Source organism: Mesorhizobium sp. UC74_2, assembly GCF_042701485.1.
Classification (GTDB): Bacteria; Pseudomonadota; Alphaproteobacteria; order Rhizobiales; family Rhizobiaceae; genus Mesorhizobium.
Genome location: NZ_CP170562.1, coordinates 1750086 through 1773849, shown reverse-complemented (window position 1 = coordinate 1773849; position 23764 = coordinate 1750086). Strand labels below are relative to the sequence as shown.

Genomic DNA, 23764 nt, shown 5'->3' with positions numbered 1-23764 from the left:
ACGTCATCATGACTACCAAGACAAACCGGCCATTCGGCCTCGCCGCTGCCGCGGTATTCCTCACGCTTTCGAGCCCCGCCGCCTTTGCCGACTCGGCTGGCGCCACCTTTTCGACCGGCGACAAGTTCTCCCAGAAGACCGGGGAAGACATCTACGCCAACCTTTGCCAGGCCTGTCATATGGAGAAAGGTGAAGGGGCTGTAGGCGCAGGCAAGTATCCAGCCCTTGCCAAAAACACCAACCTGGAATCGGCTGGCTACCCGATCTTTGTCATCCTGCATGGCCAGAAGGGCATGCCGCCCGTCGGCCAGATGCTCGATGACGAACAGGTCGCGGCCGTGGTGAACTATGTCCGCACGCATTTCGGCAACGACTACAAGGACGCCGCAACCGCGCAGGACGTGAAGGACGCCCGCTAACAAACGACAGGAGGTGGGCCCTCCGGGCCCGCTTCATCCGATATTTCCAGCAAGAAGGAGAACACCGGTATGAAAGCATGGACCGGCGCCGCTTTGGTTGCGGCACTGATGGCGATGACCGGCGGCGCGATGGCGCAGGACGTCGTGCGCCACAAGATCCCCAACTCGGACTTCCCGATCTCCCAGGCGGTCGAAGTTCCGGCCGGCAAGACCACCGTCTATGTCAGCGGGGCGGTGCCCTCGGTTGCCGACGAGAAAGCGGAAAAAGGCTCACTCGCCGCCTATGGCGACACCAAGACCCAGACGGTTTCGGTATTGAAGTCGATAGAGAAAACGCTTGCCGGCCTCGATCTCAAAATGGGCGATGTCGTCAAGATGCAGGTCTTCCTGGTCGGTGATCCTGGCAAGGGTGGCAAGATGGACTTTGGCGGCTTCATGGAAGGCTACACGCAGTTCTTCGGCACCAAGGAACAGCCGAACCTGCCGACCCGCTCGGTCTTCCAGGTCGCCGGCCTTGCGGCACCCAGCTTCCTCGTCGAGATCGAGGTGACCGCGGTTCGGCCGTAAGCCCATCGGACCTCAGCAATGGGCTGCCGCAAGGCAGCCCATTTTCTTTGCCGATCACGAACCTCGGCTCCGGAGCGCCTAGTATGTGACGACAATGCGCGTGTCGTTGATGCCGACTTCCCGGACCAGCGAATAGAAGGTCGCGGCGTTGGCGGTGGCGAGGCGCACGCAGCCATGCGAGGCCGGGCGCCCAAGTTGCCGCACAGCATTGGTGCCATGCACGGCATAGCCGCCATTGTAAAAGACGGACCAGGGCATCGGCGAATTGTCGTATTTCTTGGAGTACCACATCCTGTGCAGACGTTTGGGCTTCCAGCTGCCGCTCGGCGTTACGTAACCCTTTCGAGCCGTTGAAACATCCCAGCGATACAGCACTTCGCCATAGCGGCTGACTGTCATCGTCTGCGTCGAGATGTTGACCCTCGCGACGAGGCCGTCGGCATGGCTCTCGGCTGCGCTCGCCAACAAAATCGCCCCTAAAATTCCTCCTAAAAGAACAGACTTCTTCATGAGTCTGGCCCCTCTCCCCACATTGCTTCCCCAGAATTTCGATCACTCACTTTATCTTTCAAAGGTTAAAAGAACAGTGATCTGCATTACACAAGAGACCTAGTGCATTTGACCGGGACGTTGACGCGAATGTGAACCGTTTGCCGGCGCAAGTCCCTTCAGGGAGACAAGGCTCGACTGGATCAACATGCGGGCTCTTGCAAGGCATGGGCTTTCCCTGCTCAACTTCCGATATGATCGACCGACTCCTGCAATGCGTCGAAGCGCGCACCGACGACCTTGTCGCGCTGACCGCCGACCTGATCCGCTTTCCAACCGTGAACCCGCCCGGCGAGGCCTATCGCCCCTGTGCGGAATTCATTGCCGCGCGATTGAAGAAGCGTGGTTTCGGGGTTGAACTGATCCGTGCCGCGGGCACGCCGGGCGACAACGACCGCTATCCGCGTGTCAATGTGGTTGCGCGCTTCGATGGTCGCTCGCCCGGACCCACCGTGCATTTCAACTCGCATATCGATGTGGTCGAAGCTGGAGAAGGCTGGACGGTCGATCCCTTTGCCGGGGTGGTAAAGGATGGCCGCGTCTATGGACGCGGCGCCTGCGATATGAAGGGCGGCCTTGCCGCCTCCGTCATCGCGGTCGAAGCCTTCATGCAAGCCTATCCTGACTTTCCCGGCGCTATTGAGATATCAGGCACGGTGGATGAGGAATCCGGCGGTTTCGGCGGTGTCGCCTACCTGGCCGGCAAGGGCTACTTTTCAAAACCCAAGGTCGATCACGTCATCATCCCTGAGCCGCTCAACAAGGATCGCATCTGCCTTGGCCATCGCGGCGTCTGGTGGGCCGAAATCGAGACTCTGGGCGAGATCGCGCATGGTTCGATGCCTTTCCTCGGCGACAATGCGGTGCGCCACATGGGTGCCGTGCTGGCGGCTTTCGAGGCCGACCTATTCCCCGCGCTCGACCGGAAACAGACTTCGATGCCGGTGGTTCCGGAGGGCGCGCGGCGCTCCACCATGAACATCAATTCGATCCATGGTGGCCAGACCGAAGACTTCAGGCCGGGCCTGCCGTCTCCCAACGTGCCGGATTCCTGTCGGCTTACCATCGACCGCCGCTTCCTGCTCGAAGAGAAACTCGACGAGGTGAAGCGCGAAGTCATCGACATTCTCGATGGGCTGAAACGCGATCGCAGGAAATTCGACTATCGCATCCGCGATGTCATGGAAGTGCAGCCGACCATGACCGAGCGCGACGCACCGGTGGTCAAGGCGGTGGCCGAAGGCATCATGCAGGTGTTCGAGCGTGAGCCGGAATACGTGATTTCACCCGGCACCTATGACCAGAAACATGTTGCCCGTATCGGTCACCTGTTCGATTGCATCGCCTACGGCCCCGGCATCCTCGACCTCGCCCACCGGCCGGACGAATGGGTCGGCATCGACGATATGGTGCAATCGGCCAAGGTGATGGCGATCGGGCTGAACATCCTGCTTCGTGGAAAAGCGGGCGACTAGCGGGATGGGAGCCGGAATAAACATTCTCCGGACAACGGAGAGAGGGAAAGAAACGCGATTTACTCGGTTGGATTTTCACGCTTCTATCCCGGCGAGCTAAACAAGCGGAACAACGAGGGGGACTTTGCGATGAAGCTCTGGAAGACGGTTTTGGCGGCCACCGCCGTGGCGCTTGGCTGTGGCACGGCAGCCTTCGCCGCCCGCACCGACCTGGTGCTTGGCATGGTGCTGGAGCCGCCGCATCTCGATCCGACGGCGGGTGCCGCCGCTGCTATTCGCGAGGTTACCTACGCCAATATCTTCGAAGGCCTCACCCGCATCGGTCCCAATGGCGAGGTCCTGCCCGATCTTGCAGAAAGCTGGACGATTTCCGAAGACGGCAAGGTCTATACGTTCAAGTTGCATAAGGGTGTGAAATTCCACGACGGCACCGATTTCGACGCATCCGACGTCAAATTCTCGCTCGACCGTGCTCGTGCCGAAAACTCGCAGAACGCTCAGAAACAGCTCTTCGCAGCCATCGATACCGTCGACGTCGCCGATCCGGCGACCGTCAAGGTGACGCTGAAGCAGCCGCAGGGTTCTTTTCTCTACAATATGGGCTGGGGCGATGCAGTCATCGTCGCACCCGAAAGCGCGGACACCAACAAGGAAAAGCCTATCGGCACCGGCCCCTTCAAGTTCCAGAACTGGGCGAAGGGGTCATCGGTCACGCTCGTGAAATCAGACAATTACTGGGGCGCGCCGATCTCCCTCGACAAGGCTGAATTCCGCTTCATTCCCGATGCCTCTGCCGCGGTTCCAGCCATGCTGTCCGGAGACGTGCAGGCCTTCCCCAACATGCCAACCAGCGACAGCCTGTCCCAGTTCCAGTCCGATCCGCGCTTCAAGGTCGTGGTCGGCTCCACCGAAGGCGAAACCATTCTCGCCATGAACAACGGCAAGCCGCCCTTCGACCAGCTCAAGGTTCGTCAGGCGATCTCCTACGCGCTCGACCGCAAGGCCATCATCGACGGCGCCTCGGAAGGCCTCGGCCAGCCGATCGGCTCGCACATGTCACCGTCCAGCAAGGACTACGTCGATCTTACCGGGACCTATCCGCACGATCCGGCCAAGGCGAAGGAACTTCTCAAGGAAGCCGGGCTGGCAAGCGGCACCAAGGTGACGCTGAAGCTGCCGCCGCCGCCCTATGCGCGCCTCGGTGGCGAAATCATTGCATCCCAGCTGCGCGACGTCGGCATCGAGACCGAGATCATCCCGGTGGAATGGGCGCAGTGGCTGGACCAGGTCTTCACCAAGAAGGACTACGATCTCACCATCGTTTCCCATGTCGAGCCCAATGACATCGGCATCTATGCGCGCAAGGACTACTACTTCAATTACCAGAATCCCGAGTTCAACAAGATCATCGAGGAACTCGACGTCACTGCTGACGAAGGCAAGCGCAAGGAATTGCTTGGCAAGGCCCAGAAGATCCTTGCCGACGACGCCGTCGTGGGTTTCCTGTTCGAACTGCCGAAGGTCGGTGTCTGGGACGCCAAGATCGAAGGTCTGTGGCAGAACCAGCCGGTGCCGGCCAACGACCTCACCAAGGTGAAGTGGAACGACTGAACAGGGTGACGTGACGACATCGGCATCCGATGACCGCCTATCTCCTCAAGCGCGTCGCCATCGCCTTCGCCACGCTGGTGCTGGCCTCCATTGTCGTCTTTGCGGTGCTGGAAATCCTGCCCGGCGATCCGGCGCGCCTGATGCTCGGCATGAATGCCAGTGCCGAGCAGGTCGAGCAGGTACGCACGCAGATGGGCCTGAATGATCCGCTGCTGCTGCGCTACCTGCACTGGGTCGGCAATCTTGTCGTGCTCGACTTCGGCCGCTCCTACACCTATTCGGTGCCGGTGATCGATCTGGTGCGCGAGCGCGTCGCCGTTTCGCTGCCTCTGGCGCTGATCGCGCTCGCACTGTCGACGCTGATTGCCATTCCGGTCGGCCTGTACGCTGCGTCGCGCCAGGGCCGCTTTGGCGACACCGTCTCGATGGGCATCTCGCAGATCGGCGTCGCCATACCCAATTTCTGGTTCGCGCTGCTTCTGATCTACCTCTTCGCAGTCTGGCTGAAATGGGTGCCTGCGGGTGGTTTTCCCGGCTGGAACGCCGGTGTGTGGCCCGCATTGAAAGCGCTGATCCTGCCCGCCATCGCCCTGGCATTGCCGCAGGCGGCGATCCTCGCCCGCGTGACCCGCCAGGCGCTGATAGAGGTCCTGTCGGAAGACTATATCCGAACCGCCCGCGCCAAGGGCATGCCTTATCGCGCAGTGCTCTGGCGGCACGCGTTGCGCAACGCCATGATCCCGGTGCTGACCATTCTCGGCCTGCAGTTCGCTTTCCTGCTTGCCGGCACCATCATCATCGAAAACGTCTTTTACCTGCCGGGTCTCGGCAGGCTCATCTTCCAGGCCATCACGCAACGCGACCTGATCGTGGTGGAAAGCGTGGTCATGCTGCTGGTCGCGACCGTGATCCTCGTCAATCTCATTGTCGACTTCTCCTATGCGGTGATCGATCCGCGTCTGCGGGGGCGGTCGTGACGCTGCAGACGGAGATCCCACGCGACAACCTGGCTTCGCTGGCCAGCAAGGCCTTGCGCCACAAATCCTTCACCGCCGGTTTCCTGGTCACCTTGCTGGTGGCCGGAATGGCCGCCCTCTCCTTCCTGTGGACGCCTTACGATGTCACCAGGCTGGTGATTTCCGACAAGCTGCAGGCCCCATCTATGCTGCACTGGTTCGGCACCGACCATTTCGGCCGTGACGTGCTGTCGATGATCATGATCGGTGCGCGCAACTCCATTGCCGTTGCCCTGGTTGCCGTCGGCATCGGCCTGGGTCTCGGTGTGCCGCTGGGCTGCTGGGCCGCAGCGCGCGGCGGCCTCGTCGATGAAGCCTTGATGCGGCTGAATGATCTTGTCTTTGCCTTTCCCGCCTTGTTGTCGGCCATCATGATCACCGCGATCTTCGGTCCCGGCGCGATCAATGCCATCATTGCGATCGGCATCTTCAACATCCCGGTTTTTGCCCGCGTCGCCCGCGCCGGCGCGCTCGCCATCTGGCCGCGTGAATACATCCTCGCGGCCCGCGCCGCCGGCAAAAACAAGGTTCTGATCACGCTGGAGCATATCCTGCCCAACATTGCGACCTTGCTTCTGGTGCAGGGCACCATCCAGTTCGCGCTGGGCATCCTGGCCGAAGCCAGCCTTTCTTATGTCGGCCTCGGCGCCCAGCCGCCAATGCCGAGTTGGGGCCGCATGCTGTTCGAGGCGCAAACGCGCATGGCGCAGGCGCCCTGGATGGCGATCTTCCCGGGCATGGCCATCGTCGTCACCGTGCTGGCACTGAACCTGCTGGGCGACGGCGTCGCCGATATCCTCGATCCGAAATCGCGGCGGCGCCGATGAGCCTGCTCGAGATCGAAAAACTGTCGCTCGCCATCGGCAACAGGCCGATCCTGAAGGACATCGACCTTGCGGTCGCGCCCGGAGAGATGATCGGGCTGGTCGGAGAATCCGGCTCCGGAAAATCAATGACCGCGATGACCGTCATGCAGCTTTTGCCTTTCACGGCCAAGGCAACCGGCAGCGTACGCTTTGACGGGATCGATATCCTCTCCGCGACCGAGGACCAGATGTGCGCCCTGCGCGGCGACGACATCGGCATGGTGTTCCAGGAGCCGATGACCGCGCTGAACCCGGTCAAGACCATCGGCGAACAGGTCGCGGAAGGTATCCGCTGGCACACCAAGGCAGGCCGCGCAGAGGCCGAAGACCGCGCCCGCAAGATCCTCGACCGGGTCGGACTGCCGGAAGCCAGGTTTTCCGCTGACGCGCTATCCGCACGAACTTTCCGGCGGTCAGCGGCAGCGTGTCGTCATTGCAATCGCCTGTGCGCTGAAGCCGAAACTGCTCATCGCCGACGAGCCGACCACGGCGCTCGATGTCGTGCTGCAGGCACAGATCCTCGATCTGCTGCGCGATCTTGTACGCGAGAACAACATGGGCCTGCTGCTCATCTCACATGACCTCGCCGTCGTTACCGAGATGTCGGATCGCATCACCATCATGCGCCATGGCGAGGTCATGGAGGCGGGCGAAACTGCGCCGACGTTGTCCGGACAGGCCCATCCTTATACGCGGCAGTTGGCTTTGGCCTCGATGCATGTGCCCAAACGCTCCTCCTCCCGGTCGAGCGACACCGGGGCCGTCCCCCTCGTTTCCGTTGAACGCGTCTCGCGCCTCTATCCGGGACGCCGCACGTCCTTCTTTGGCCGCGGCGCCCCGGTCCACGCCGTCGACGATGTGTCGCTGAGCATCGCGCCGGCGCAATCGGTCGCGCTGGTCGGCCGCTCGGGTTGCGGGAAGTCCACGCTGGCACGGATGATCCTGGCGCTGGACAACCCGAGCTCCGGTGCGATCCGTTTCCGTGGCGAGACAATCTCACACCGCGACGAAGCACTGCTGAAGCGGGCCCGGCGCGACATGCAGGTGGTGTTCCAGGATCCTTACGGTTCCTTCGATCCGCGTCAGAAGGTCGAGAAACTGGTTGCCGAGCCGCTGCACCTGCTGGAGAAGAAGCCAACGCCGGTTGAACGCCGTGAAATGGTGGCACATGCCTTGAATGAAGTGGGACTTGGCCCCGCCGATCTCGACAAATATCCGCACGAATTCTCGGGCGGTCAGCGCCAGCGCCTGTCGATTGCCCGCGCCATCATCACGCGGCCGAAGCTGATCGTCGCCGACGAGCCGGTATCTGCCCTCGATGTATCGATACGAGCCCAGATCCTGGACCTGTTTGCAGACCTGAATGATCGCCTGGGTATCGCTTATCTTTTCATAACGCATGATCTTACCGTGGCTCGGGCGATCACCGACGAGGTGCTGGTCATGCACGAGGGACGGATCGTCGAACGCGGCGCGACAAGGGAAATCCTTGATCATCCGCAATCGGAGGCCGCGCAGGCGCTGGTTGCCGCAGCACCCGACCTGCATCGCGCAATCGCCAGAAAGATGCAGGAACAGGGCTGAACGCCTGCGTCGACGGAGCCTGATAGAGCGTTTCCGTTTTCGCGGAAACCGCGGAAACGCTCCAACTCATTGTTTTACGCAATCCCGGACGGAAAACCGCCACACACTTTTCCTGGAGTTGCTCTAGATCATCTGGAACTCGCCGGTGTTCTTGAACCGGACATAAGCCTCGATGCTGCGTGCCATGTTGGGCAGCAGGTCAGGCAACGCTTCAGGCGCGAACCAGCCGACGGCGCTGCTCTCGTCATCCATGACAGCCGCCTCACCGATGAATGAACGGGCGTAGAAGATCAGCGCGAAGAACTGGGTCCTGTCCCCGTTTGGAAACTCGAAGGTTTCGTGGCGAGGATCGCTGGCGAAAGCGAAAGGTTTGGCATCCCGGACCGTCAGCCCGGTTTCCTCGGCGACCTCGCGAGCGATGATCGTTTCGATGTTCTCGCCTTCTTCCGCATTGCCGCCGGGCAATCCCCAGATGTTGAAGTCGGTTCGCTTGTGCAGAAGGACGCGACCGTCGTCGCGCTCGATGACGATACGCGCGCCGGGCACCAGCACCAGACGATTGCCCACCAATTGCCTCAACCGTCCGAGATAGCTGTCGGCAAAGCTCAAGCAGCAGCCCTCATTGATGCTCGACCTGCCTTACGACTTCACCACGTCGACCGGACTGATGTCGAGCAGTTCAAGTGTGCGGCGCAGGAGCTTTACCTCGTTGTCGGCAAGATGATGATCGGCCTTGGCAATTTCAGCCATATGCTGCGCGAGCAGGCGTCGGCGCTCGATACCGAGGTCGCGGAACATCGCGATCGCCTGCGAACCGTTGGTCTCGTAGCCGTATTCGTTGAGGTATTCGATCACCGCATCGATGCTGTCTTCCGGGATGCCGAAAGAACCGGAACAGATGCGTCGGAACGCTTCCATTTCGCTTTCCGAGACCGAGCCATCGGCGAGGATCATGCGAAACAGCATCAGGAGCTCGGCCGAGAGCACAGGATCGTCCGCTACCTTGCGCACGCCGGGGTCACCTTCGAAGATCGAACGAATCCTGTCCAGCAGCGCAGTCGCCATCGCGGTCCTCCCGAATCGATGTTCATTCCTAGCGCATGACCCCGAAAATCGGAATCGATTTTCGGAAAGGATCATGCGCCAAATCAAAGTGCTGGAGCGACCTTTGCGCGTCCAAAAGCACGCGCGGCGCTCTAGCGTGGTTTGGCCCTTGCGCAAACGGGCCTGCTATGATCGAACGCCGCAGTCCGCCTGATTGTTCCTCTCCCTGGCGTCTTCCCGTCGATGATCGACCTTGCTTTTCAAACCATCGCCATGCTCGGCGTTGCTGCCTTCGTGGCTGGCATCATCGATTCCATCGCCGGCGGCGGCGGACTGATCACCATTCCCGCGCTGCTTCTGGCCGGCTTCTCCCCCATTGAGGCCCTCGGCACCAACAAGCTGCAGGGCCTGTTCGGTTCAGGTTCGGCAACACTGGCCTATGCAGCCAAGGGCCAGGTCGACCCGTTGAAGCAGTGGCCCTCGGCACTGATGTCTCTAGCGGGCAGTGTGCTCGGCGCACTCGCGGCCACCGTCGTGCCGGGCGATATCCTGCGCGCCGCCCTGCCCCTCATCCTCATCGCCATAGCGCTCTATTTCGCGCTGAAGCCGAATATGAACGACGTCGACCGGACCGAACGGCTGTCACCTTTCCTGCTCGGCTTCACCGTCATCCCGGCGATCGGCTTCTATGATGGACTGTTTGGTCCGGGTGCCGGTTCCTTCTTCATGATGGCTTTTGTAGCACTTGCCGGCTACGGTGTGCTGAAGGCCACGGCCCACACCAAGCTGCTCAACTTCGCCTCCAACATCGGCGCCTTCGTGGTTTTCGCCACGGTCGGCGTGATCGTCTGGAAGGTTGGCATCGTGATGGGCATCGCCCAGTTCCTGGGAGCACGGCTCGGAGCAAGCCTCGCGGTCCGTGTTGGCTCCAAGCTGATCAAGCCGTTGCTCGTGCTGACCTGTGTTGCGCTCGCCGCGAAACTCCTGGTCGACCCGGCCAATCCGCTGCGCGTGCTGATTGGGATCTGACGCAACCGCTGATAGAATTGCGCTGCACGAATCATGTGGAGAGGGTCCGGACATGAATCTCAGCGCACCTACCCAAATCGTCTTCATCATCACCGTCGTCATCGCCGTCATCGCTCTTTTGATGGGGCTTGGCGTATTCAGTCTCGGCGCGATCTCGGCCTTCTGGGTCATGACGCTCGCCTATGTCGTCCTCGCGGTCGCCTGCCTGCTGCGCGGAGCCTGACGGGGTTTAGCCACTCCTTCCGGTTTTGGCGGACAACCGTTATGCTTTTGCCATCAGGAGATGGCGATGTCCGCCGAAACCAGGAACAGGGACGAAGAAACGTCGACGCAGCAGTTTGTCGTGCTGCGCCGGTCTCCGGCGTTTGCGCTGCAATCCTTCGTGACCGACATCTGCGGCTATCGTGAGACGGCCGGCGGCCACTATCGGCAGGTCGAATACGCCCCGCTTGCCTTGCCGCTGGTCATCAATTTCGAAGCGCCTTTTGCGATCGCGCTCGGCCGCACGCCGAATGAAGACGACCGCTACGACAGTTTCGCCGCAGGGCTTTATGCCGGTCCCGTATTGATCGATTCCTTCGGTCATTGCTGCTGCCTGCAGGTGAATTTCACGCTTGCTGGCGCGCGTCATTTCTTTCGGATGCCGCTCAGTGAATTGACGGACCGCATGGTGCCGCTGGACGACGTGCTGGGATCGGAAGGGCGTGCCTTGCGTGAAATGCTTGGCAACGAACCCGACTGGGGCCGTCGCTTCGATCTTGTCGAAGCCTTCATCACCTGCAGATTGGCTGCCGCGCCGATCCAGGGACCGCAAGTTGCCTGGGCGGTGGAGCAGGTCCTGGGAAGCGGCGGTCAGGCCCGCATTGGTGCGATTGCCAGTGAACTTGACTGGAGCCGCAAGCACCTCGCTGACCGCTTCCGTGATGCCACGGGCATGACGCCCAAGACACTGGCGCGCATGGTGCGCTTCAACCGTGCTCTCGAACTGTCGCGCCAGGGCGACGACAACTGGGCTGGCATAGCCGCCGATTGCGGTTACGCAGACCAGGCGCATCTGGCACGCGAATTCCGCGACTTCGCAGGCACGACGCCGAGCACGCTTTCGGCCTGATCCGCAGCCTCCCGATGCCTCAGCCCCAACCCAGGTAACATTTGTTCAAGACGCTCCGTTGCGTCCTTGCCAGGATGGCTCATCGACCAATCTGACAGGAGAATGCGATGTCCGTCGAACCACCCCGCCTCTACCCCGTCATGCGCTTTCGTGATGCGCCCGCCATGATCGACTGGCTGGACAAGGCTTTTGGCTTCACCGTGCACGCTCGCTATGGCGAAGGCGTGATCATCCAGCATGCCGAACTCGCGCTCGGTTCGGCCATGATCATGCTCGGTTCCTCGCGCTGCGATCGCTTCGGCGAGATCGTCGGCGAACCCGGCCCCAACGGGCGTTCCATCTACATTGCCGTCGATGATGCGGATGCGGCGTTCCTGCGCGCCGAAGCGGCAGGCGCCGAGATCCTGGAGGGCCTCACGGATCGCGGCTATGGCAGCCGCGAATTCATTTGCCGCGACCCGGAGGGCAATGTCTGGTCGCTCGGCACCTACTGGCCAAAGAGCAGCGACCGGCCGAACTGACACGTCGGCATCTGTTCCCGGAAAGGGCGTGGCGCGCCCGGATTTCGCGCCGGGCAAGCGAATTGCCCGGCGCGAAATCCGCCATGCTATATCGACCTAAAGTGCCAGGTGTTCTACCGCGCCAGCGAAAACAGCGCATCGCAATTGAGATGTGTCTCCAGCGCGGCTGCGATATCGTCCAGTGCCGCTTCGACATTTGCCCTGTAGTCGATGCCGCCACCGGCGATACCGAGGCTTTCCAGAAAGCGAGCACGGAAGGCATCCGCGCCGAACAGTCCGTGGATATAGGTGCCGAACACCTTGCCGTCTGCCGAGATTGCGCCATCCGGAACATTGTTGATGATCGTCGCCGGGCGACGGCAATCCGGTCCCGTGGTGCGACCGAGGTGGATTTCATAGCCTTCCAGCGGCAGGTCGAACACGGTAGAACGCGCATTGCTGGTGCGCACGGTCTTTTCCGGCTCCATCACGGTCTCCACATCGAGCAGGCCCAGCCCCTCGGTTTCGCGCACGCCGCCCTCGATACCTTGCGGATCACGCACGACGCGGCCGAGCATCTGGAACCCGCCACAGATACCCACGACATGACCGCCGCGCCTGACATGGGCGGCAAGGTCGTGATGCCAGCCTTGTTCACGCAGATGCAGGAGATCGCCGATGGTCGACTTCGAACCGGGAATGACGACGAGCCTGGCATCATCCGGCAACGGCTTTCCAGGCGGCACGAACACCACTTCGACCTGCGGTTCGGCCTTCAACGGGTCGAGATCGTCGAAATTGGCAATACGCGACAACATCGGTACGGCGACCTTCAGCGCGCGCTTCTCGCCGGACGCCAGCCGCTCGAGCACCACCGAATCTTCCGACGGCAATCGCGACGCCGCCTGCAGCCAGGGCACCACGCCGAAGCAAGGCCAGCCGGTGAACCCTTCAATGGCCTTGATACCGTCATCGAACAGCGTGACATCGCCGCGGAACTTGTTGATGAGGTAGCCGGCGATCATGCGCCGGTCTTCCTCCGGCAGGATCAGATGCGTGCCCGCCACCGAGGCGATCACCCCACCCCTGTCTATGTCGCCGACCAACACCACTGGCACATTGGCTCGTGTGGCGAAGCCCATATTGGCGATGTCGCGGGGTCTCAGATTGATTTCCGCGGGTGATCCAGCGCCTTCGACGATGACGAGATCCGCGCCGTCGCTCACCTTTTCCCAGGAGCCCAGTACAGCCTCCAGCAGACGGCCTTTCATCGTCTGGTAGTCCCTTGCCCGCGCCTCGCCGAACATCTTGCCCTGCACGATCACCTGCGAACCGATATCGGTCTGCGGTTTCAGCAGCACCGGGTTCATGTGCACGGTGGGTGCGACGCCGCAAGCCAGAGCCTGCAGCCATTGTCCTCGTCCGATTTCGCCGCCGCCGGCTTCGCCTGGGATCTCGGCCACCGCGGCGTTGTTCGACATGTTCTGCGGTTTGAAGGGCCGCACCTTCAGCCCACGCTTGCGCGCCGCGCGGCAAAGCCCGGCGACCAGCACCGTCTTGCCGACATCCGAGCCCGTACCCTGAAGCATGATCGCGCGCGCCATGATCACGCCTCTCCGCTGGTGATGGTCGACTTCGCTGCCAACGGCCCGCCACGCCAGAGATAGAGCGCAAGAAGCGGCTCGACGCCGGTTTTCATGGCGTGGTTGACGTTTGAAGGGTGATGGATCATCTCGCCGGCAGCGCGCAGCTGGAAGGCGCCATCGCCCTTGCGCCAGCCGGTCCCGTCGGTCAATGGAATATAGATCTCCTCGGCTTCATGATGATGGTCTGGATAGATGACCGTCGGCCCGAGGATCAGGAAACCGCCAGCCACCTTGTCATTGGCAAAATGCCCGCGCGTACCGAACAGCTCCACCCAGCCGTAACTGTCGAGAAAATCGCGACCGAAGTCCTCTTGTGTATAGGTCTGGCCCCAACGGAGCAGCTGTCGGTTGTCTGCAAGCAGGCGAACGAGCGGCTGCGCCGTGTCAGGCGCGATTTCGCGAATGCGATCGAGATGACGGATGCACGGCACTGTCTTCAGTTCGAGCCGGCGCGAGGGCATCGTCCAGTCGATGGCGGTTGCCGCGTCACGCGCCAGGGAGGCCTCCTCGCGCCGCAGAAAGCTACGGAACGCCTGCAACAGCTCTTCAAAATTCGTCGTCACCACCCGCTCCGCTCTCGCATATGTGCACAGCCGCTTTGCCTTGTCCCTTCGCTGGATTGATCCCTAAGGTCGGGTTGCGCGGGCGCATCATTGGTCTAGATTGCAGTCCACGCATAGCCAAAAACGACATATTCGGGAGGACGCCATGGATACCGTCACGACGGCGGCCAGCGGCCAGTTCGAACTCAATGAAGACCAGCGCGCCATCCAGACCATGGCGGAAGCCTTTGCCGACGAGCGTGTTGCCCCGAATGCGCTCGAATGGGATCGGGCCAAGCATTTCCCGGCCGATGTGATCCGCGAAACCGGTCCACTCGGACTGGGTGGCATCTATGTCCGAGACGATATCGGCGGCTCTGCTCTTGGCCGACTGGACGCCGTATTGATCTTCGAAGCGCTGTCGCGGGCCTGCCCGGCCTTCTCTTCCTTCATCTCGATCCACAACATGGCGGCATCGATGATCGACCGCTTTGGCAACGATGAGCAGCGCCAGCGCTTCCTGCCGAAACTGACATCGATGGAATGGCTGGCCAGCTATTGCCTGACCGAGCCAGGCTCGGGTTCCGATGCCGCGGCCTTGAAGACCAGGGCAAGCCGTTCGGGCGGCAACGGTTCCGACTATGTCGTCAACGGCACCAAGCAGTTCATTTCGGGCGCGGGTGATTCCGACGTCTATGTCGCCATGGTGCGCACCGGCGAGGACGGCCCCAAGGGTATCTCGACTCTGGTCGTGCCCAAGGACGCCCCTGGCCTTTCCTTCGGCGCCAACGAGCACAAGATGGGTTGGCACATGCAGTCGACCCGTACCGTTATCTTCGAGGACTGCAAGGTGCCCGCGGAAAACCTGCTGTCGGACGAAGGCATGGGGTTCAAGATCGCGATGGCCGGACTAGACGGCGGCAGGCTGAACATCGCCGCGTGCTCGCTCGGCGGCGCGCAATCGGCGCTCGACAAGGCGCTGGCCTATACCGGCGAACGAAAGGCCTTCGGTTCGACCATCAATCAATTCCAGGCGCTGCAGTTCCGGCTGGCCGACATGGAGACGGAATTGCAGGCAGCGCGCGTCTTTCTCTACGCGGCGGCCTCGAAACTGGACGCCAAGGCGCACGATGCCTCGAAATGGTCGGCCATGGCCAAACGCTTCGTCACCGACACCGGCTTCGACGTCGCCAACCAGGCGCTGCAGTTGTTCGGCGGCTATGGCTACCTGCAGGACTACGGCGTCGAGAAGCTGGTGCGTGACCTGCGTGTTCACCAGATCCTCGAAGGCACCAACGAGATCATGCGCGTGATCGTGGCGCGGCATTTGATAGGAAGGCAGTAGGCAATCGGCAGTAGGCAGTCGAAACGGATATCCTCATCCTTCTCGCACTGCCTCGCTCGACGACTGCCGATTGCCTGATCCCAATTCCGGAGGACTCCCACCAATGACCACCATCGCCTTTATCGGCCTCGGCAACATGGGCAACCCCATGGCCGCAAACCTCATCAAGGCCGGCCACAAGGTCATTGGCTTCGACCTCGTGCCAGAAAATCTCGCATTGGCGAAGGAGCACGGCCTGACGATTGCCGAGGATGGCCCGAGCGCGGTCAGGGACGCCGAAATCGTCATCACCATGCTGCCGGCCGGCCGGCACGTGCTGTCGGTCTATGGCGAAATCACGCCCTGGGCGCCGAAGGGCGCCCTGTTCATCGATTCTTCCACCATCGATGTGGAGTCCGCGCGCAAGGCGCATGCGATTGCCCGCGAAAACGGCCTGCTCTCCATCGACGCCCCTGTTTCCGGGGGCACCGGCGGCGCCGCCGCGGGCACGCTGACTTTCATGGCTGGCGGTTCGAAGGAGGCTTTCGACCGCGCCGAACCGGTGTTGCAGCCGATGGCCGGCCGTGTCGTCCATTGTGGCGAGGACGGCGCTGGCCAGGCTGCAAAGATCTGCAACAACATGATCCTCGGCATCTCGATGATCGGTGTGGCCGAAGCCTTCGTGCTGGGTGAAAAACTCGGCCTGTCGCACCAGGCGCTTTTCGATGTTGCCTCGACGTCGTCCGGGCAGTGCTGGTCGCTGACCACTTATTGTCCTGTGCCAGGCCCGGTTCCAGCCTCCCCGGCGAACCGCGACTACAAACCGGGATTTGCGGCAGCCCTGATGCTGAAAGACCTGAAACTCAGCCAGGAAGCCGCCCAGGCCGCAGGTGCCGTGACTCCGCTGGGTGCCGAGGCTGCGCAGCTTTATGCACTCTTCAACGCCCAGGGCGGCGGCGGTGCCGACTTTTCCGGTATCATCAATTTCCTGCGCGGATCAAACGGATAAGCCGTTCTATCCGTTGAGTTTTCTTAAAATGCGCTTCAAAAAAACAGCAAATTTAGATTTGCTTAAGTTCTCGCTAACCACGCGGTAACGATGTGCCTGTAGAACGGAACCCAAGGCGGACGAAACGCTCTGCCCCGCGCTCCGGATCAGGTCTTGCGTACCGGAGCCGTTAGTTTCGCAGGTTCTCTTAGTAGCGAAACGCCATGCGTATCTGGCAAAGCCGCGTTCCCCAAGGGCGCGGTTTTTGCCGTTGAGGTGCCCTGGCTCCAACGCGAAACAATCCCAGGCCTGGAAACCGGGTGGTCATCCCGCCAGTCGCTTGAAATTTGCCTTCACGCGCCGGCTTGCCGGCTTCAGCGCGGCATTCATCGACCGCTCGAGCGCAACACCGTTCAGCATCGAGGGCGCCTGGCCTGTCATCACTTCGGGCCAGAAACGGCTCAACGAGTCGATCATCGACAATTGAGCGGCCGCGACACCCTCGGCAACGGCAGCCATCTTCTCGGAAACCGCACGCACGCTTTCGTCGCGCCAGCCCAGACCGCTTGCTTCCGCAGCCATCACCGGCAGCCGCAGCATCACGACGGCGGGGGCAAGCATCAGGTCGGCAACGGCCTTGGCGCCCGCCGGCTGGCGGGATTTCTTTCGTGCATTGCTTTTCACGGGATGATCCAGATTGAAGGGACTTGCCTGAAATGGCGAATGCAAAAGCCGGCGGATCGTTCCGCCGGCTTCCTGCGACAAACTATCAGCCTTGTCTATGCCTTGCGCAGGTCTTCCTTGGCAAGGTCGAGCGCCTTGCCAAGACGCTCGCAGCACAGATCGATCGTGTCTCGGGTCCAGATCAGCGGCGGCGACAGGATCATCGTATCACCGGTGGCGCGCAGCATCAGGCCGTTGGCGATGGCATGATCGCGAACGGTGACAGCTGCACTTCCAGCTGGCGAGTACCGCTCCTTGGCCGCCTTGTCCTTGACGATTTCAATGCCGCCCATCAGGCCGACCGAGCGGACCTCGCCAACCAGATCGTGGCCGGCGATGCGTTCCTGCAGGGCCTTGGCGAAATAAGGCCCGGTCTCGTTCTTCACCCGCTCGACCAACCCCTCGTTGGCAATGATATCCAGGTTGGCGATCGCCACGGCACAGGCCACCGGATGACCGGAATAGGTGTAACCGTGGTAGAACTCGCCACCTTCGACCAGGGTGGCGGCAATACGATCGCCGACCAGCAGTGCCGACAGTGGCTGGTACCCGGAGGTCAGCGCCTTGGCCGTGGTGATGGTATCCGGCTGGATGCCGTAGTAGTCGGCGGCAAACCACTCGCCGGTGCGACCGTAACCGGTGATCACCTCGTCCAGCATCAGAAGCACGTCATGCTTGCGGCAGATGCGCTGGACTTCCGGCCAATAGCTTGCGGGTGGAATCTTGACGCCACCGGCCCCCATGATCGGCTCGCCGATGAAGGCTGCGACATTCTCGGCACCAGCCTCGAGGATCGCATCCTCGACCGCCTTGGCGGCACGCAGGCCGAAATCGTGGTCGCTCTCACCGGGAAGCGCCAGCTCATAGGCGTAGGGCATCATCACATGGACGATGTTGGGCACCGCACCGCCGAGCTGGCTGTGCATGCCTTCCATGCCACCGAGCGAGGTGCCGGCCACCGTGGAGCCGTGATAGGCATTCTTGCGCGAAATGATGCGGTTCTTTTCCGGCTTGCCCTCCAGCGTCCAGAAGTGGCGCACCAGCCGAAGCGCGGTGTCGTTGGCTTCCGAACCCGACGAGCCGTAGAAGACCTGGCTCACGCCCTTCGGAGCAATTTCTGCCAGCCGCTTGGAAAGCAGCACCGGCGTCGGCGTCGAGCACTTGAAGAAGGAATTGTAATAGGGCAGCTCCTTCATCTGGGCGTAGGCGGCATCGGCCAGTTCGTCGCGACCATAGCCGACATTCACGCACCAGAGGCCGGCCATGCCGTCGAGGATTTCGACGCCTTCGGAATCATAGATGAATGGCCCCTTGGCATGGGTGATGATACGCGAACCGGCGCCACGCAGTTCCTTGTGGTCGGTAAAGGGGTGCAGATGATGCGCGGCATCGATCTGCTGAAGCTGCTTCAGCGAAAAATTCTGATAAGTCATTGGATTAGCCTTTCCTTTTGAATCAACCCGGCAACAGCCGGAGACGGATTCTCAAAGGGTGTAAGGCGGCGAATAACCGATGCGGGCGCACAGTCGCAAAAGCTCGGCATGGCGCGTGCGCGGTGAAGGCGTCACCGCGATATCGAGCTTGCGAGGATGGGCCACTACAGCACGCATGGGCACACTCTAGCCGACCCTGTGACGGCTGTTCAACCCACCGCGCAGGGCCACCAGACTGGCAATCATGAGAACAACGCAGACCACCCCCAGTGTCACCGGCAAACCGGTGCGCCAAACAAGGCCATGGCGGCGCCGGCGAGTGGTGGCATGGCAATACCGCCAACGCCCCACATCAGCGAAAAGGCTGCGTTGCCGGCAATGAGTGCCTGCCCCGTGAAACGCTCGCCGAGTTCGATGATGGTCATGGTGTAGATGCCGTAGGATACCGCCCCTAGAACGAACAGGAACGGCCACACCAAGGGTGTGAGGATCACCAAAGGCAGCAATGCGCAGCCGCAGGCCGTTGCGACGACGCAGCCCAACCGGACAACCTGCGGCGTAAGCCGTTCGGCCAGAAAGCCCAACGGAACCTGCATGGCGATGTTGCCTGCGATCATGAAGGTCAGCAGCGCCGACATGCGCGTCTCGGCGATGCCGAAATGCGTGCCGTAAACCGGCAGAAGCGCCAGCACCGCCTGCTCGAATCCCGCAGCCACGACCACCGCGACAAGCAGGAGCACGGCCAACGGCATGAAACCCAAAACCGAGACATGGTGACCGCCCTGGTCGACCCTCGGCAGTCTCGGCAACACTGCTGCAAGACAGCTGCCGCAGATGATGAAGGCAACGATGCCGACCAGAAATGGCGCCCAGCCCTCGGTGCCGACGAACAGCAGGCACAATGGCCCTGTTGCAAAGCCGGCCGATATCAGGGTGGAGTAGACACCCATGATGCGTCCGCGCCTTGCCGGCGGTGCCAGCGCGATCATCCACATTTCGCTCAGCACATAAAGCGGATTGGTGACGACGCCGATCATGAAGCGCAGCGGAAACCGGGCATAGACATTGTAGGTCATGCCGACGAGCGCCAGTGTCAGCGCCGAAAGCGCAGCGCAAGTCAGCGCTGTACGACCAGCTCCGAAGCGGCGCGCCAGCGACGGGATCAACGGCGACGACATGATGAAGCCAATCGGCGTCATCGCCGCGGAAAGGCCGATCGTGGCCGGCGACACGCCTTGCCGCTGCAGGATGAAGGACAAAAGCGGATAGGTCAGGCCTTGCGCGATGGCGAAGACCGATACGGTCGCGATCACGCCCGCGATCGCCGGCCAGTTGGCCGTCGATTCGTTGTCGCGGTGCGCAGCAGCAGCCATCATTCCTCCCGACCGTGCCTATCTTCGAGGTCAACGGTTTTCGGGTGCTAGCTGTTCATCGCAATAGAGGAAAGGGCCGGATGCGCGGGATCGCTTGCTCCACCTCAAAACCACGGCGACCCTCGCATTTCAGGGGAAGTAGCGCGCCAGCGCCCCCTTCCTGCCCTGCGCGTATGGCTTCAACCAGCTGTCATCGACCCGCAGCCCATCGTCGGCCGATGGTCCTTTGCCCAGTGTGCGCCGCCAGGCCCGGAACTTGTAGTGGTCGAACACGTCCAGGCAATGCACCGCGTAGGCGGCCGCGAAAGTCCTGTCGCCCTCGACGATGACGAGGTTCTCGTCGTTTTCGTAGGAGGCCTTGTAGCCGAGGTTGTGGCTGCCCGTGATCACCGTTGCATTGTCTTCCATCGGGTCGATGATGACGATCTTGTCGTGGACGATGGCATGGCCGATGGTCAGCACCTCGGCCTGGAAATCCGTCGCGATCGAGGCACCGGTCAGGTTTGCCGCGCGCACGATCGAAACATTCGGCATCTCCCATACCTTTTCCGGGAAGACGAAGGGCGATTTGCCGTCATTGTTGGATTTGCGCGTCACCGGATCCCGTGTCGACGGCACGTAGTTCGGCATCGCGGCCTGGTCGCTGATCGCACCCTGCACGATCAGGTCGCGATTTGCCCTGGCGGCAGCGACAGCTTCGGCAACGATCGAGTTGTCGCCACGGCGCGAGGGGTTGAAGACAAGAAACAGCACGGCCTTCCTGGCCGCCCTGATGCGGGCAAAGACGTCCTCCAGATCCACCGGGCGAACCGACAATGTCTTCTTGTTGCGGTCCGGATCGTTCGGCGAGAACCATATGGTCATACCATCGACGGGTGTGCTTTGGCCGTTCAACGGATTGGCGATGTGATTGTCCTTGCGAAACGCGGCGCCCTGCGTCTGGACGGCACGACCCGGTGCATCCTCGCGCTGTGGCGCTGGAAACAGGTCTGCCTTCATCCGTTCCCAGTAGCTGTTGAAAATGCTCGCCATCTCGGGATCGTCGCGGATGAAGACATTGTTGGACTGGCCGCAGATGCCAGTCGTCGTCCAGTTGGTCGAGCCGGTCATCACAGCCTGCGGAACACCATGTTTGTCGCGATAGACCGCAAACTTGTTATGGCCGATATGGTTGTTGTTGAAGAGCCGATCGGTCACAGCCACGCCAGCATCGCGCAGTGCCTTGCGATAGGGTGCATTGCCGAAGTCCCATTTCTTGGTCTGCGTGTCCTTGCCGGAGTTCGACAGGATCACCTCGACGCTGTCCTTGGCCGCGATGATCGCGTCGCGCAGCGCGTCGTCGCCGAGTTCATAGAGTGCAAGTCGCACCGAGCCGCCTTCGGCCTTTGCCCGCGCCAGCAGGCTGGTCAAGACGTCGGGTACATCGCCGTGCAGATAGGCTCGTATCTTGCTGTTGCGGTCCTGCAGCTCTTCCCGGATCTTGTCGCGCTGCCCGACCTTGATGCCTGCTTCGGCCAATGCGCGTGACATCCATTGCGTCGACAGTACGCCGTTGGTGAAGGCCACGCGCGCCTTGCCGAACATCGAACCCAGGAAGATCGTCGGGCTGACGGCGCCCTGCCCCAGATAGCCAAGAGGCAGCGGCGTGCCTGTATAGGTGCGCTTTCCATCGATCTCCGGGGGGCGAACAGGCACCGGTTCCAGGCCTGGTTTCATGGCGCCTACCGGACGCACGCGATAGGCGATCATTTCGCCATCGGGCCGCATGCTCAGGCTGTCGCGTCGCCGCCGCACGGTGAGGTCACGCCAGAAGGTCTTCTGCACCGGCCACACGCCGGTATCCTGGGGGATCCAGTCCTTGTTGCGCTGTCCCTTGAACGGTACCCAGGAAGCCAGGCAGCGCTCTTCACCGGTGTCGGGATAGAGCCGTACGAGCTCGAAACCGAGGCAGCCCGGAATCATGCCGTCGACATCCCAGGCGATGAATGCGACCTCGTTGTTGGTCGCCGCCCGCACCCGCACCACATCGGCCATGACATCCTCCCCAGGCTGGCACCGCAAAAGCAAGCGAAGCGACGGCTTGACCACGCAATCCGTCTGAAAGTCTCCGGCGCACGGGCATTCTAAACCACCCTCATGGCGCGACTGTAACGCCGTTCACACTTGCCTGCGCCGACTTTCGACCGTTTGCCGAGCACTGCCGACACGGCAGACGCCATGTCGCTTTGCTTGCTCTAGTGGTCGCCGCCTCCGCAATGGAGGATCGGCTGGCGGTCCATTATGCGGCGACAAAATCGCATGAGGATTACCATGACCGCCGCGCTGCAACCCGCCGAACCGGCCCTGGCCACCGATCGCGCCCGTCGTGGCGGACGCGCCGGCAAGCGCGCCGCCGGCGCGGCCGCCTTCGATCAGCCAGCCTTCCGACAGCTCAAGATTCCCTTCGCGCCGACCAAGCTGATCTCCGACGACGAGCTGGAATCGATCCACCTCGCCTCGCTGCGCGTGCTCAAGGAAATCGGCGTCGACGTGTTGCATGACGAAGCCCGTCGCATCATGAAAGCGCATGGCGCTGATGTGCGCGATGGCGAATTTCGCGTCCGCTTCGACGCCGACATGATCCTCGAGCTGATCTCCCATGCGCCCAGAGAATTCACCATTCATGCCCGCAATCCGGCGCACAATCTGCGCTTCGGCGGCAACAATACCATCTTCGCGCAGATGGCCTCGGCACCTAACTGTTCCGACCTCGACAGCGGCCGCCGGCCCGGCAACCAGCGCGACTATCGCAATTTCCTCAAGCTCGCGCAGATGCACAACATCCTGCAGATGACCGGCGGCTATCCGGTCGAACCGATCGACGTCCACCCATCGGTCCGGCATCTTGAGTGTATCCGCGACCTCGCAATCATGACCGACAAGGCCTACCACGCCTACTCGCTCGGCAAGGAACGCAATCTCGACGGCATCGAGATCGCCCGCATCGCGCGCGGTATCACGCGCGAGCAGATGATGGAGGAGCCGTCGCTCTACACCATCATCAACACAAACTCGCCGCTGAAGCTCGATGTCCCGATGATGGAAGGCATCATCCAGATGTCGTCAATGGGCCAGATCGTTGTCGTGACGCCCTTCACGCTTTCGGGCGCCATGGCGCCGGTCACGATCGCCGGCGCCCTGGTCCTGCAGAATGCAGAAGCGCTTGCCGGCATTGCCTTCACTCAGATGGTTCGCAAGGGCGCGCCGGTCGGCTATGGCGGTTTCACCTCCAATGTCGACATGAAGTCGGGCGCGCCGGCCTTTGGCACGCCGGAATACATGAAGGCGCAGCTGGTCGGCGGCCAGCTGGCGCGCCGCTATAACCTGCCCTACCGCACCTCCAACACCTGCGCCGCCAACACGGTGGATGCACAGGCTGCCTATGAAAGCGTGTTTTCGCTGTGGGGCGTCATCCAGGGCGGCGGCAATTTCATGATGCACGGCGCCGGTTGGCTGGAAGGTGGCCTGCGCTGCTCCTACGAAAAGATGATCCTCGACATCGACCTGCTGCAGATGGTGGCGGAGTTCCTGACGCCGCTCGACCTGTCCGAGGACGCTCTCGCCATCGATGCCATCCGCGACGTCGGTCCCGGCGGCCATTTCTTCGGCACGCCACATACCCAGTCGCGCTACAAGACCGCCTTCTATTCGCCGATCCTGTCCGACTGGCGTAATTTCGAGACCTGGGCCGAAGCCGGTTCGCCCACCGCCATGGAGAAAGCCAATCGCGTCTGGAAGGAGCGCCTGGCGAGCTACGAGGAACCTTACATGGATCCGGCCATTCGCGAGGAACTCAACGCCTTTGTCGACCGGCGCATCGCCGAGGGCGGCGCCCCGACTGATTTTTGAGCGGGCGAGCCGCTGACTCTTAATCAGCGGGCCAGGCTGCCCCGCAACATGAATCAAACAATCCAGATTGAGAAAT

22 protein-coding genes and 2 pseudogenes are annotated in these 23764 nt (G+C 61.8%); 14 read left to right on the top strand and 10 right to left on the bottom strand.

The window, feature by feature from the left end:
* Positions 1-8: 8 nt before the first annotated feature.
* Both ACFJIU_RS08550 and ACFJIU_RS08545 read left to right on the top strand, forming a co-directional pair.
* A complete protein-coding gene (locus tag ACFJIU_RS08550) occupies positions 9-419 on the top strand; it encodes a c-type cytochrome (RefSeq protein ID WP_379069934.1) in 411 nt (136 codons plus the stop codon).
* Between the two features lie 69 nt (positions 420-488).
* A complete protein-coding gene (locus ACFJIU_RS08545; RefSeq protein ID WP_379069931.1) occupies positions 489-986 on the top strand; it encodes a RidA family protein in 498 nt (165 codons plus the stop codon).
* 78 nt (positions 987-1064) lie between these two features.
* On the opposite strand, the gene ACFJIU_RS08540 is transcribed toward ACFJIU_RS08545, so the two are convergent.
* A complete protein-coding gene (locus ACFJIU_RS08540) occupies positions 1065-1496 on the bottom strand; it encodes a L,D-transpeptidase (RefSeq protein ID WP_379069928.1) in 432 nt (143 codons plus the stop codon).
* 233 nt (positions 1497-1729) lie between these two features.
* Here ACFJIU_RS08540 and ACFJIU_RS08535 point away from each other — a divergent pair, with 233 nt between their 5' ends.
* The 5 genes and pseudogenes from ACFJIU_RS08535 to ACFJIU_RS08515 all read left to right on the top strand — a co-directional run bounded on the left by ACFJIU_RS08535 (position 1730) and on the right by ACFJIU_RS08515 (position 8087).
* Positions 1730-3010, top strand: coding sequence for an acetylornithine deacetylase/succinyl-diaminopimelate desuccinylase family protein (locus ACFJIU_RS08535; protein ID WP_379069925.1), 1281 nt, complete (start codon positions 1730-1732; stop codon positions 3008-3010).
* 129 nt (positions 3011-3139) lie between these two features.
* Positions 3140-4621: an ABC transporter substrate-binding protein gene (locus tag ACFJIU_RS08530; RefSeq protein ID WP_379069922.1), complete on the top strand. Its 1482-nt coding sequence runs from the start codon at positions 3140-3142 to the stop codon at positions 4619-4621.
* 29 nt (positions 4622-4650) lie between these two features.
* Positions 4651-5598 carry an ABC transporter permease gene (locus tag ACFJIU_RS08525; RefSeq protein WP_379069919.1) on the top strand — a complete coding sequence of 316 codons (948 nt, stop codon included), beginning with the start codon at positions 4651-4653 and terminating at the stop codon, positions 5596-5598.
* A complete protein-coding gene (locus ACFJIU_RS08520) occupies positions 5595-6464 on the top strand; it encodes an ABC transporter permease (RefSeq protein ID WP_379069916.1) in 870 nt (289 codons plus the stop codon). The genes ACFJIU_RS08525 and ACFJIU_RS08520 overlap by 4 nt, the downstream gene beginning before the upstream one ends.
* Positions 6461-8087 (top strand): annotated as a pseudogene (locus ACFJIU_RS08515) (ABC transporter ATP-binding protein). Before ACFJIU_RS08520 ends, ACFJIU_RS08515 begins: the two are co-directional and overlap by 4 nt.
* Before the next feature lie 123 nt (positions 8088-8210).
* On the opposite strand, the gene ACFJIU_RS08510 reads toward ACFJIU_RS08515, so the two are convergent.
* Both ACFJIU_RS08510 and ACFJIU_RS08505 read right to left on the bottom strand, forming a co-directional pair.
* Positions 8211-8696 carry an NUDIX domain-containing protein gene (locus ACFJIU_RS08510; protein ID WP_379069913.1) on the bottom strand — a complete coding sequence of 162 codons (486 nt, stop codon included), beginning with the start codon at positions 8694-8696 and terminating at the stop codon, positions 8211-8213.
* Positions 8697-8726: 30 nt separating this feature from the next.
* Entirely contained in the window at positions 8727-9152 is a 426-nt protein-coding gene (locus tag ACFJIU_RS08505; RefSeq protein ID WP_379069910.1) for a TerB family tellurite resistance protein, read from the bottom strand.
* A gap of 222 nt (positions 9153-9374) precedes the next feature.
* On the opposite strand from ACFJIU_RS08505, the gene ACFJIU_RS08500 reads away from it, so the two are divergent.
* The 4 genes from ACFJIU_RS08500 (at position 9375) to ACFJIU_RS08485 (ending at position 11792) form a co-directional block, all read left to right on the top strand.
* The gene (locus ACFJIU_RS08500; RefSeq protein ID WP_379069907.1) at positions 9375-10160 is read left to right on the top strand and encodes a TSUP family transporter; all 786 of its coding nucleotides are present in this window, start codon (positions 9375-9377) and stop codon (positions 10158-10160) included.
* Positions 10161-10212: 52 nt separating this feature from the next.
* The gene (locus ACFJIU_RS08495) at positions 10213-10383 is read left to right on the top strand and encodes a hypothetical protein (protein WP_379069904.1); all 171 of its coding nucleotides are present in this window, start codon (positions 10213-10215) and stop codon (positions 10381-10383) included.
* A gap of 66 nt (positions 10384-10449) precedes the next feature.
* Positions 10450-11271 (top strand): helix-turn-helix domain-containing protein, encoded by an 822-nt coding sequence (locus ACFJIU_RS08490; protein WP_379069902.1) that lies wholly within the window; start codon positions 10450-10452, stop codon positions 11269-11271.
* A 107-nt stretch (positions 11272-11378) separates the two neighbouring features.
* Entirely contained in the window at positions 11379-11792 is a 414-nt protein-coding gene (locus ACFJIU_RS08485) for a VOC family protein (protein WP_379069899.1), read from the top strand.
* A 113-nt stretch (positions 11793-11905) separates the two neighbouring features.
* On the opposite strand, the gene ACFJIU_RS08480 is transcribed toward ACFJIU_RS08485, so the two are convergent.
* Positions 11906-13375 (bottom strand): cobyric acid synthase, encoded by a 1470-nt coding sequence (locus ACFJIU_RS08480; protein WP_379069896.1) that lies wholly within the window; start codon positions 13373-13375, stop codon positions 11906-11908.
* A 2-nt stretch (positions 13376-13377) separates the two neighbouring features.
* Positions 13378-13980, bottom strand: coding sequence for a dimethylsulfonioproprionate lyase family protein (locus tag ACFJIU_RS08475; protein WP_379069893.1), 603 nt, complete (start codon positions 13978-13980; stop codon positions 13378-13380).
* A 145-nt stretch (positions 13981-14125) separates the two neighbouring features.
* Between ACFJIU_RS08475 and ACFJIU_RS08470 the strand changes: the two genes are divergently transcribed.
* Positions 14126-15304, top strand: coding sequence for an isobutyryl-CoA dehydrogenase (locus ACFJIU_RS08470; protein ID WP_379069890.1), 1179 nt, complete (start codon positions 14126-14128; stop codon positions 15302-15304).
* Between the two features lie 103 nt (positions 15305-15407).
* Complete coding sequence (mmsB, locus tag ACFJIU_RS08465) at positions 15408-16292, top strand: 3-hydroxyisobutyrate dehydrogenase (protein ID WP_379069888.1); 885 nt, start codon at positions 15408-15410, stop codon at positions 16290-16292.
* Positions 16293-16595: 303 nt separating this feature from the next.
* Here mmsB and ACFJIU_RS08460 read toward each other — a convergent pair whose 3' ends face one another.
* From ACFJIU_RS08460 to ACFJIU_RS08440, 5 genes and pseudogenes are all read right to left on the bottom strand, one after another.
* Positions 16596-16955, bottom strand: a complete 360-nt coding sequence (locus tag ACFJIU_RS08460; RefSeq protein ID WP_379069885.1) for a hypothetical protein — start codon at positions 16953-16955, stop codon at positions 16596-16598.
* A gap of 95 nt (positions 16956-17050) precedes the next feature.
* Entirely contained in the window at positions 17051-18427 is a 1377-nt protein-coding gene (locus ACFJIU_RS08455; protein ID WP_379069882.1) for an aspartate aminotransferase family protein, read from the bottom strand.
* 51 nt (positions 18428-18478) lie between these two features.
* Entirely contained in the window at positions 18479-18604 is a 126-nt protein-coding gene (locus tag ACFJIU_RS08450; RefSeq protein WP_379069879.1) for a capsid protein, read from the bottom strand.
* A 9-nt stretch (positions 18605-18613) separates the two neighbouring features.
* Positions 18614-19800 (bottom strand): annotated as a pseudogene (locus ACFJIU_RS08445) (MFS transporter).
* Between the two features lie 129 nt (positions 19801-19929).
* Positions 19930-21834, bottom strand: a complete 1905-nt coding sequence (locus tag ACFJIU_RS08440; RefSeq protein ID WP_379069876.1) for a phospholipase D-like domain-containing protein — start codon at positions 21832-21834, stop codon at positions 19930-19932.
* A gap of 276 nt (positions 21835-22110) precedes the next feature.
* Here ACFJIU_RS08440 and ACFJIU_RS08435 point away from each other — a divergent pair, with 276 nt between their 5' ends.
* Complete coding sequence (locus ACFJIU_RS08435; protein WP_379069873.1) at positions 22111-23688, top strand: trimethylamine methyltransferase family protein; 1578 nt, start codon at positions 22111-22113, stop codon at positions 23686-23688.
* Positions 23689-23764: the final 76 nt, after the last annotated feature.

Bases quoted from the DNA above. Each gene is read 5' to 3' on its own strand.
- ACFJIU_RS08440 (WP_379069876.1), bottom strand. From the start codon at position 21,834: ATGGCCGATGTGGTGCGGGTGCGGGCGGCGACCAACAACGAGGTCGCA.
- mmsB (WP_379069888.1), top strand. From the start codon at position 15,408: ATGACCACCATCGCCTTTATCGGCCTCGGCAACATGGGCAACCCCATG.
- ACFJIU_RS08505 (WP_379069910.1), bottom strand. From the start codon at position 9,152: ATGGCGACTGCGCTGCTGGACAGGATTCGTTCGATCTTCGAAGGTGAC.
- ACFJIU_RS08470 (WP_379069890.1), top strand. From the start codon at position 14,126: ATGGATACCGTCACGACGGCGGCCAGCGGCCAGTTCGAACTCAATGAA.
- ACFJIU_RS08450 (WP_379069879.1), bottom strand. From the start codon at position 18,604: ATGCGTGCTGTAGTGGCCCATCCTCGCAAGCTCGATATCGCGGTGACG.
- ACFJIU_RS08545 (WP_379069931.1), top strand. From the start codon at position 489: ATGAAAGCATGGACCGGCGCCGCTTTGGTTGCGGCACTGATGGCGATG.
- ACFJIU_RS08485 (WP_379069899.1), top strand. From the start codon at position 11,379: ATGTCCGTCGAACCACCCCGCCTCTACCCCGTCATGCGCTTTCGTGAT.
- ACFJIU_RS08500 (WP_379069907.1), top strand. From the start codon at position 9,375: ATGATCGACCTTGCTTTTCAAACCATCGCCATGCTCGGCGTTGCTGCC.
- ACFJIU_RS08535 (WP_379069925.1), top strand. From the start codon at position 1,730: ATGATCGACCGACTCCTGCAATGCGTCGAAGCGCGCACCGACGACCTT.
- ACFJIU_RS08490 (WP_379069902.1), top strand. From the start codon at position 10,450: ATGTCCGCCGAAACCAGGAACAGGGACGAAGAAACGTCGACGCAGCAG.
- ACFJIU_RS08495 (WP_379069904.1), top strand. From the start codon at position 10,213: ATGAATCTCAGCGCACCTACCCAAATCGTCTTCATCATCACCGTCGTC.
- ACFJIU_RS08525 (WP_379069919.1), top strand. From the start codon at position 4,651: ATGACCGCCTATCTCCTCAAGCGCGTCGCCATCGCCTTCGCCACGCTG.
- ACFJIU_RS08435 (WP_379069873.1), top strand. From the start codon at position 22,111: ATGACCGCCGCGCTGCAACCCGCCGAACCGGCCCTGGCCACCGATCGC.
- ACFJIU_RS08530 (WP_379069922.1), top strand. From the start codon at position 3,140: ATGAAGCTCTGGAAGACGGTTTTGGCGGCCACCGCCGTGGCGCTTGGC.
- ACFJIU_RS08455 (WP_379069882.1), bottom strand. From the start codon at position 18,427: ATGACTTATCAGAATTTTTCGCTGAAGCAGCTTCAGCAGATCGATGCC.
- ACFJIU_RS08550 (WP_379069934.1), top strand. From the start codon at position 9: ATGACTACCAAGACAAACCGGCCATTCGGCCTCGCCGCTGCCGCGGTA.
- ACFJIU_RS08480 (WP_379069896.1), bottom strand. From the start codon at position 13,375: ATGGCGCGCGCGATCATGCTTCAGGGTACGGGCTCGGATGTCGGCAAG.
- ACFJIU_RS08540 (WP_379069928.1), bottom strand. From the start codon at position 1,496: ATGAAGAAGTCTGTTCTTTTAGGAGGAATTTTAGGGGCGATTTTGTTG.